A 9,988-nucleotide genomic window follows, 5' to 3' on the forward strand; every position below is an offset into this window, starting at 1 on the left:
TATCTTCTGCGTTACTTTGTAACCATGGCACCATGGCACCATGGCACCATGGCACTATGGCACATCACTAGCTGTATGTTTAAGCCCTAATTATTAGAGTTAATTTAGTACTAGAATCTATTTATTTCTATAGTTGATTTCATGGACTAAAAATGCACTTTGATGCAGATAATGTAAAGCTAACTTTGCTTACTATTAATAAATAATTTACTATAAGTGAAATAAATCTAATTATTACCATTATATTAAGGTCATTGATGTCTTTTGCTCAAGTACATACCCGTTCAGTAGTAGGTCTACATGCGCCAGAAGTTATGGTAGAAGTCCATTTATCTCAAGGATTGCCTGCACTTACTATTGTGGGATTACCAGAAGCGGCGGTGAGAGAAAGTAAAGATCGGGTTCGGTCGGCATTAATCAATTCAAACTTTCAATTCCCCAATCGCCGATTAACCATTAATTTGGCACCAGCTGACTTGCCAAAAGAGGGAGCTCGTCTTGATTTGCCTATTGCAATGGGTATCTTGGCGGCCAGTGGTCAAATACAGCCTGAGTGGCTACAAGATTATGAGTTTATTGGTGAGTTGGCATTAAACGGCGATTTACGGTCGATAGCCGGTGGACTGGCGGTAGCAAGGGCCATTAAGACCGATAGCAATAATAACAGCAGTAGTAACAACAGCAGTAATAACAATAAAGGTAACAAAACTCGTAAGCTTATGGTGCCAGCCGGTAATGGATTAGAATCAAGTCGAGTAGGGGGTATTGAGGTCTATGGGGCTCAAAATCTTATTGAGGTTTGTGACCATCTACAAGCCGAGAATGCCGAAACGATCGATAATAATTCATCAGATTCAACAAGTATTCAGGTAGGGTTATTAAAAGCAGTCGTCTCAAAGGTACCAAAGGTTAATGCCAGTTATAAAGTAGACTTAGCTGATGTTAAAGGTCAGCATCATGCCAGACGGGCATTAGAGATAGCAGCGGCTGGCGGGCATTCTTTATTATTTACAGGCCCTCCAGGCTCTGGCAAAACTTTGATGGCAGCCCGTTTACCCACTATATTGCCAGATTTAAATGATTAAGAGGCACTAGAGGTTGCCAGTACTTATTCTGTGGCTAATACCGAATATCAGTATGGTACCCGACCCTTTAGGGAAATTCACCATACTATTTCAGCGGTTGCTTTAGTAGGCGGTGGTTCTAGGCCTAAACCCGGTGAGATCACCTTGGCTGATCGAGGGATTTTGTTTTTGGATGAGATGCCTGAATTTGATCGTAAGGTGCTAGAGGTGTTACGCCAGCCGTTAGAGTCTAAGCAAATTACCATTAGCCGAGCCAACCAACAGTCCACTTTCCCAGCTAACTTTCAATTGGTAGCAGCCATGAATCCTTGCCCTTGTGGTTATCATGGGGACGCATCTAATCGTTGCCATTGTCGACCTGAGCAAATTCAGCGCTATCAAGATAAAATCTCAGGTCCATTATTGGATCGAATAGACTTGCAGGTTAATGTACCGGCACTGCCCATTAGTGATTTACAAAACAGTGTAGCAGGTGAACGGTCACAAACTGTTCGAGAACGGGTTACCAAAGCCTATCAGCGGCAACAGACCAGACAAAATAAGCCCAATTGTGAGTTAACCCCTAGTGAGATGGATGAACATATCACTTTAGGAGAAAGCGAGAAACAATTACTGTCAATGGCACAAAGTAAGCTTAACCTATCAGCGCGAAGCTATCATCGTTTGTTACGAGTGGCGCGCACCATAGCTGACTTAGCAAATAGCGCAGACATTAAAACGCCTCATTTAAGCGAAGCACTAAGCTACAGAGGCAGTTAGCTATCAAGACAGTGGTTTACCATAGTAAAACCCCCTAAGTAATAAAAGTCTATATCATAAAACATGATAACGTTAGGCAAAGCTTTATTCTAAAATTGATTGCCTAAAACAGTCCCATGATATTGCCATTATCATCGACATCGATACGTTCTGCAGAAGGTGACTTTGGCAATCCTGGCATTTTCATAATCGGGCCACAAATGACGACAATAAAGCCTGCACCATTTGATACAGTGACGTCTCGGATATGAATATTAAATCCAGTAGGACGCCCTATTAGCTTGGCATTATCACTTAATGAATATTGAGTCTTGGCTATACATATAGGTTTTTTATCTAGACCTAACGCTTCTATACGACGAATTTTTGCGACTGCGGTACTGCTCAAGTCGATGTCATTGGCACCGTAGATACGCTGTGCAACTTGACGAATCTTATTGGCTATTGGCTTATTGATGTCATAAGCAAACTTAAACTGACTGGCTTTATTTTCATGCTCATCTATAAGCCTGATTAAAGTCTGGGCTAATGCTTCACCGCCTGCGCCACCTTTCTCCCACACTTGGGTTAAAGCGACGTCTACTTTAAGACGCTTACAAGCTTTACGTACCATTTCAATCTCAGCATCCGTATCGCTCTCGAACTGATTTATGGCCACTACCACAGGTAAGCCGAAAATTTCTTGTAAGTTTTCGATGTGCTTGGTTAGATTGGGTAATCCTTGCTCCAAAGCGATTATATTTTCATATTTAAGATTTTCTTTTGCTACGCCGCCGTTATATTTTAAAGCTCGAATGGTAGCAACCACCACGGCCGCATTTGGCGTCAGTCCAGACAGACGACACTTGATATCACAGAATTTCTCTGCGCCCAAGTCTGCCCCAAAGCCTGCTTCTGTTAAAGTATAGTCCGCTAAATGCATAGCAGTACGGGTGGCAATGACCGAGTTACAGCCATGCGCAATATTGGCAAATGGGCCACCATGTAAGATAGCTGGGGTACCTTCAATGGTCTGGACAAGGTTTGGTTTAATGGCATCTTTTAATAAGGCTGCCATTGCGCCGTTGGCCTTAAGGTCTTTGGCATACACTGGCTTTTTATCAAGCGTGTAGGCCACCAAGATGTCACCAAGGCGTATTTTTAAATCTGCTAAATCATTAGCCAAACAAAATATTGCCATGACCTCTGACGCCACCGTGATATCGAAGCCATCTTCACGCATCACACCATCAGTAGTCCTGCCCATTCCGCTAACGATATTGCGTAGTTGACGGTCATTCATATCTATAGCACGACGCCAAAGTACTTGCTTGGGATCTATATTTAACGCATTGCCTTGATGGATATGATTGTCCAGCAAGGCTGCCAATAGATTGTTGGCAGCGCCAATCGCATGAAAGTCGCCGGTAAAATGAAGGTTGATATCTTCCATAGGCAGTACTTGGGCATAGCCACCGCCCGCTGCCCCACCTTTAATACCAAAAACCGGTCCCATAGAAGGTTCACGAAGCGCCACAATGGTACGTTTACCATCGTTTTTTTGGTTATGGATTCTATTGAAAGCATCAGCCAGACCGATGGTAACGGTAGTTTTACCTTCACCCGCAGGAGTAGGATTGATAGCTGTAACCAGTATCAATTTACTGTTTTTAGATTTTGGCGGTTTGGCAAATACATCGTTAGGATTCAGTTTGGCTTTGTAATACCCGTAAGGTTCAATATTATCGGGTGAAATGCCAATTTTTTCAGCTACTTCTATAATAGGTCTTAAGATAGCCTTTTGAGCAATTTCGATATCGCTAGGTAGGGTCATGACATGGCCTCGTGAATCGTTAAAATTGATAGTTATCATTATTGCGCTATTGCGCTAAATTTGCAGCAGATGTTTTTTGAAAAATAAAGCTATTAATGTAAATATAATTATTCGTGAAAACACAGTTATTCTTGAAAATACAATCAACAAATGAGTCAATCTCACAAGAAGCAGATGCTGAAGTAACACCAGTCATTGTTGTACATCCTTCACCTTCACAAGTAGCCAACGAGTCAGAACGTTTGGGTTCCAAATGGGGTGATGAGGTGGAGTCTAAAGTAAATGAAGTTGATTTACGTCGTGTTAGTAATGAGCCAATCGAAGGCATGCAAATTAGTAATGCCGATAAACGTTATACGGGTAGAGCCTTAAATAGGTCTATTCAAAACACGGGTATCATTGGGACTGTAGTATATGAGTTATACGATCCTACTAAGCCACATCCGTTAAATCCGCAAGCCTATCCTGCTGATAATAGTTATGCCCCACCTCCTCAATAATGATGTGAATTGACATTATTAATGAAAAAGTAAAATATGCTTTTAAGGTAAACCCTATTTAAAGCTATTTTTTGGCGGCTTCAATCTGTATGTTCAACACCACATCTTTGGTGATTCCTAATAACACATATTTACTTATGCCCCACTGGGTACGATCAATAGTGGTTGTGAAGTCGCCGCCGCATACTGACTTTTTCAGAATGGGGCTTAGATAACAGTTAAATTTAGTCGCTTGTAAGGTAACAGGATGCGTTTGGCCATGTAAAGTTAAATTGCCATCAATCTGTGTGACAGGCAAAGACGATTGCTGGTTATTGGCGCCAAATAACCTTCCAAATAATGAAGGTTGGTCTGAAAAGTGCCATTGAGTAGACTCAAACTTAGCAATAGGAAATTTTTCTACCTCAAAAAAATCTTTTCCTTTAAGCGTCTCATCAAACTCACTATTGCCTGTATTAATCTTATCTAAAGGAATAATTATAGAAATTTTGCCGTATTTTTGCTTCGGCTCATACTCAACTTCTCCCGTTAAATTATAAAACCCACCGGTATTCGTAGACGTGCCAAAATGGTCAATGGCGAATCGAATATTGGCATGAGTGGGGTCGATATCATAAGTTGCGGCTTGCACAGTACTCACTGCACCTCCCATCAATAATAGACACGTCAAAGGATATACATAAGCAAGTTTAGAGAAGAGCATAATAAAGGTACCTTATTTTAAAAGAGGCTGTCATAAGTTATATTGCATTATCAAGCGACGAACCTTAAAAAGCTTAAAAGTGACTAATCTTAAAAGTAACTAATCTTAAAAGTAACTAATCTTAAAAGTCACTAAGCTTAAAAGTGATAAAACCTAAGCATAATTCACAGACTTTATCACCACAGTGTTATCTGGTCAGTAAGTCATTACACCTTTATCGAATCTTTAGCGTAATTCACACTTATCAAATAACTCGCTTATCAAATAACACGTTTATCGCATAACAGCATTATGACGCAAAAATAGCAATGTAATGCTCTAAGCGGTTTTATTTGCAGGTCCATTCGGACGAAACCATTTGCGTAATTGTTTTGAGATATCGTCCATAAAGGTATAGACCATAGGGATTACAATTAGGCTAAGTAGCGTTGAAGTGACCAGTCCACCCAATACAGCGGCGGCCATCGGTTGACGAAAGGTAGGATCTGCCGAACCCCAACCAAACACCAATGGCAACATTCCTGCACCCATAGCGACAGTCGTCATAATAATTGGCTGAGCACGCTTATGACACGCGTCGATCAACGCATCAAAGCGGTTTAACCCCAAGTCTTGCTCAGCGATAATGGCATAATCTACCAATAAGATAGAGTTTTTGGTGGCAATACCCATCAGCATAATAAAACCAATCATCGATGGCATAGATAAGCTGCTATTGGTCAACACTAAGCCCACAAACGCACCGCCAATAGATAAAGGCAATGCCATTAAGATGCTAAAGGGCTGTAATACCTTACCAAATAACAGCATTAACACCCCAAAGATACAGATGATACCGACAATCATGGCAATAACAAATCCGCTCATAAGTTCTGCCATGCTCTCTGCTTGACCCTGATCGATCACGCTAATGCTACTAGGCAGACGGTCTGGCTGTAATGAAGGGATCGATTTAACGGCCTTAATAAGCTCTCCAAGCTCTCCAGATCCAGGCTGAACACTTATTTGGATAGCGCGTTCACGATCGAAACGGCGGATTTGTGAAGGGCCGGTACCAAATGATAACTCAGCAACCTCACCGATACGGGCAGGGGATGTGCCTGCTCGACTAGTCGGTACATATAAGTCACTAAGTTGACTGATATTATCCTTAGCCTTATCTGTCAATCGCACCACTATCGGGACTTGGCGAGTATCTAAATTGAGCTTAGATAAGCGCTGCTCATAGTCACCAAGCGTAGCAATACGTAACGTATCTGCAATGCCTTGAGTGGTCACACCGCGGTCTGCTAAAGCAACTCTATCAGGCAAAACAGACAATTCTTGCATAGGTAAGCTGCGGTTACTGGTCACGTTGCCGGTGTTCGGCAGCGATCGTATTTCAGTCAGGACTTGCTGAACGGTTTGTTCCAATAACTCTGGGTTTGAGCTGGTCAATGAAAAACTATAGCCGGTTTCGCCGCCACTAGATAGCCCGACATTAAAACGTGCACTGGGCACATCGGTTAAGACATCGGTGATTTGGCGTTCAATTTGGGTTTTGGTGACGCGGTCACCTCTTGGCGCCAAAATAATATCTAGACTGGCTTGGTTCTTGGCAGCGCTTTGATTTGAGCGTGAATCCATACTAGCCGCTTGGGGGTCGCCCACGACGCTTAGTACATCTGTGACGCCATCAACCTGCATGACTCTTTCACGTGCCAAAGCAGTAATACGAGCGGTATCTTCTAAACTGGCATCTGGCGTCAGCTCAATACCAACACGCGTTTGGTTAATATCATTGTCAGGAATAAAGGCCGTTGGTAATAATTTTACTAACGTTAATGAGGCCATGAACAGCACTAGGGTTACGCTAAGCGTTAACCAGCGATGGCGTATTGTCCAACTGACTGTCTTAAGATATTGACGCATAAGCCAACTGTCTTTTTCGACATAGTTGGCTTCAGGTTTTAAAACATAAGCGGCCATCATGGGGGTAACCAAACGGGCAACCAACAATGATGCAAATATGGCAATAGCAGCTGTCCAGCCAAATTGACGGAAAAACTGCCCAACCACACCACTCATAAAGGCCGTTGGCAAAAACACAGCAATTAAGGTAAAAGTAGTTGCCACTACTGCTAGACCAATTTCATCAGCAGCTTCCATCGCAGCCTCATAAGGCGTTTTTCCCATTCTAAGATGGCGCATGATGTTTTCGACTTCGACAATCGCGTCATCCACCAATACTCCAATGACCAATGACAATGCCAGCAAGCTGATAATATTTAAACTAAAATCAAATAAATACATCCCTAAAAAGGTCGGAATAACAGATAAGGGCAGTGCCACCGCAGCGACAATGGTGGCGCGAACGTTACGCAGGAATAAAAATACCACTAGCACAGCTAATATACCGCCTTCAATAAGCATTTTTAAGGAAGCATGGTAATCATCTGCAACAGGTGTGGCACGATCAAATACTTTAGTGATGGTGTAATTGGGCATTTCTTGTTGCAGTTTGGCAAGTTCAGCATCGACTTTTTCGACCACTTCTACTTCGCTAGCACCGCGGCTACGGGTGACATTAAACGCCACTACCGTATTGCCGTTTAATTGCGCCTCAGAACTTGGGTCAGCAAAGCCGTCTGTGATTTGGGCGATTGATCCTAAGCTTTGTGTGCCCCCTGTTGGGACTGCAATTTGCAACTCATTAAGCTCACGTGCGTTGTCAACACCCCCAAGTACGCGAATGGTCTGAGTGTTGTTACCCACTTTGGCCTCACCACCTGAAGTATCCTGCTGAATATTGGTAATTTGCTGTGATAGCTGAGCAATTGGAATTTGTAACGCATTTAAGTTTTCAGGATCTACAGCAACCTTAATTTCTCTATTCAGACCACCAACACGGCTTACTGCACCGACTCCTTTAATATCTGACAAGCGCTTATTAATCACGTCATCAACAAACCAAGACATATCGACCCCGCTTACCCCTTCTGCAGACACAGAGTAGGTAGCAACAGGAAGTCCTGCAGTGGTTCGCTTACTGATAATAGGGTCATTCGCTGCCGCCGGTAGCTCCCCGCGTACTTCACCCACAGCAGAGCGAACATCGTCGACAGCTTCTTGGATGTCTTTTTCTAACACAAATTCAGTCGAAATGGTGGCGGCCCCAGTCTGCAAGGTAGAGTTGATATGCTTAACGCCTTCGATACTGGCAATTTTATTTTCAATCTTTTTTGCCACATCATTTTCTAACTGACTTGGCGCAGCGCCTGGCAGAGTAACGGTGACGACCACAGCTGGGAAGTCAATATCAGGAAATTGCTGAACCTTCATTTGCATAAATCCATAAATACCACCTAGGGTCAGTAGTATAAATAGAAGTATCGCAACTAAAGGATTTCTGATGGAATAGGCTGAGACATTAAGGCTCATAAAGTGCTTCCTGCGGAGAATAGGGTCAACATTAGCTTACGGCTTTACGATTAACTGGGGCTGAACGTTTCAATAGGTTTTGGCCAAGCTACAGCTTTGGGTTAGGCTACAGGTTTTGGCGTCGTTTCTGCAATACGAACGATATCGCCATCACTCAAGAAGCTACCCCCTTGACGCACAATATTCCCTGCACCTGAAAGCGGCTCAAGCAAGACCACACGATCACCTTGACGTTCGCCGAGTTTAACTTTTACTTGGCTAACTCGGTAAATAGTATTGCGGTTGGCATCTTTTACCGCTTTTACCTGCATCACATAATCATAGCCATCTTGTGTAACTACCGCGCTAACGGGTATCGTCATTTTTGCATCATTACCTAATTTGAAAGTACCTCGTTGATACATCCCTGCTCTTGCATTTGGGTTTCTAGCCAATGAAGCAAAAATTGTAATCTGACGGCTTCCATTTTCTGCAGTCGGTGAAATCCGGCTTACTTTACCCATGACGCTTTGGTTATTAGGTAAGCTGACTTCTACCGGCGTACCAACATTGATTTGACCTACTTTATTCGGATCTACTTGTGCTTGCCATTCAAGCTTTCCCTCTTCAATAATGGTGAACAGAGGTTCAGGTCCAGGCACACTACCAACATTGGCTGTTTTTTTACTGATGACGCCGCTCACCGGTGCAGTAACATTTGCGTTTTGCATATTTAAGTTTTGGTTATTCAGCCGAGCTCTTGAGGCTGCAACCGATGCTGCTGCTTGATTGGCTGTGGCCACATAACGATCGGCTTCTTGGCGACTAATGGCATTTATTTTAAGTAAAGGTAATACGCGCTCTGCATCACGCTTGGCTAAATCATAACTCGATTCAGCTTCAGCCAATTCTGCTTGGGCTTGGATTAATTGTTGCTTCATGGCATCCGTATCAAATACTGCGAGTACTTGTCCTTTTTTGACAGGGTCGCCTTCTCTTACCAGTACTCTGTCTATAGCCACGCCATTAACTTTGCCATTAACGGTTGAAGTGGTTTCTGGACTAATAGTACCGTCGGCTGTCAAATCGTTAGCCACACTAGACTGAGATGGGGTTACTGTCTCTACCGTAAGGACAGGTTTAGAGGTCACCTCTTTTTCAACTTCAGTGACACCTGTAGCAGTACTCATTTGAGGAGATACCGATCTTTCTGAATTTGCGTCGCTACCTTTAGGCTGTTTTTCTCCCCACATCCGACCTGCAAATAAACCCATCAATAATGTAAGTAGCAGTAAAGGTAAAAGCCAAATCCATTTGGGTTTCGATTTAACAGCTTCAGTGCTATAGGGTATGAATTCAGAATTAGAAACAGCATCCTTTTTATCAGACGTAGCACTTTGCTCTGATTCTAGATTATTAGAAGTAGTGACCGCAGGAATATCATTAGGAAGTTTTTTATTGGGATCAGAATTACTAGTCATATCAGTCTCGCAAACACATTGGTTTGGATAAATAAAAAAATTATTTAAATTATACGTCAAATTAACACTATTTGTTTAGGGTCTTATCGTTCTCAATTGTGCAAGACACTAATAAGTATGTAGCCTCAAAAGTAAAAACGGTGCATATTACTGATAAATTTGACTTTATTAAAATTTTTTAAGATATATGCTAACTTAGATTAACAGACCAAGTGCAACGTTAGATATTAAAGAATACCTCATTAGGA

General features: G+C 42.5%; 5 protein-coding genes and 1 pseudogene. 2 read left to right on the top strand and 4 right to left on the bottom strand.

The window, feature by feature from the left end:
• The first annotated feature begins 257 nt into the window (after positions 1–257).
• Positions 258–1,844: pseudogene (locus QZ265_RS06255) on the top strand (YifB family Mg chelatase-like AAA ATPase).
• Positions 1,845–1,947: 103 nt separating this feature from the next.
• Here QZ265_RS06255 and QZ265_RS06260 read toward each other — a convergent pair.
• A complete protein-coding gene (locus QZ265_RS06260) occupies positions 1,948–3,657 on the bottom strand; it encodes a formate--tetrahydrofolate ligase (RefSeq protein WP_296404470.1) in 1,710 nt (569 codons plus the stop codon).
• Between the two features lie 131 nt (positions 3,658–3,788).
• On the opposite strand from QZ265_RS06260, the gene QZ265_RS06265 reads away from it, so the two are divergent.
• A complete protein-coding gene (locus tag QZ265_RS06265; protein WP_296404473.1) occupies positions 3,789–4,157 on the top strand; it encodes a hypothetical protein in 369 nt (122 codons plus the stop codon).
• A 64-nt stretch (positions 4,158–4,221) separates the two neighbouring features.
• Here the strand turns inward: QZ265_RS06265 and QZ265_RS06270 are convergent, their stop codons facing one another.
• The 3 genes from QZ265_RS06270 to QZ265_RS06280 form a co-directional block, all read right to left on the bottom strand.
• Entirely contained in the window at positions 4,222–4,809 is a 588-nt protein-coding gene (locus QZ265_RS06270; RefSeq protein WP_296404479.1) for a YceI family protein, read from the bottom strand.
• 369 nt (positions 4,810–5,178) lie between these two features.
• On the bottom strand, positions 5,179–8,280 hold the full coding sequence (locus QZ265_RS06275) for an efflux RND transporter permease subunit (RefSeq protein WP_296404474.1): 3,102 nt from the start codon (positions 8,278–8,280) through the stop codon (positions 5,179–5,181).
• A 101-nt stretch (positions 8,281–8,381) separates the two neighbouring features.
• Positions 8,382–9,740: an efflux RND transporter periplasmic adaptor subunit gene (locus QZ265_RS06280; protein ID WP_296404476.1), complete on the bottom strand. Its 1,359-nt coding sequence runs from the start codon at positions 9,738–9,740 to the stop codon at positions 8,382–8,384.
• Positions 9,741–9,988 lie beyond the last annotated feature (248 nt).

Source organism: Psychrobacter sp., from assembly GCF_018260395.1.
GTDB lineage: Bacteria > Pseudomonadota > Gammaproteobacteria > Pseudomonadales > Moraxellaceae > Psychrobacter.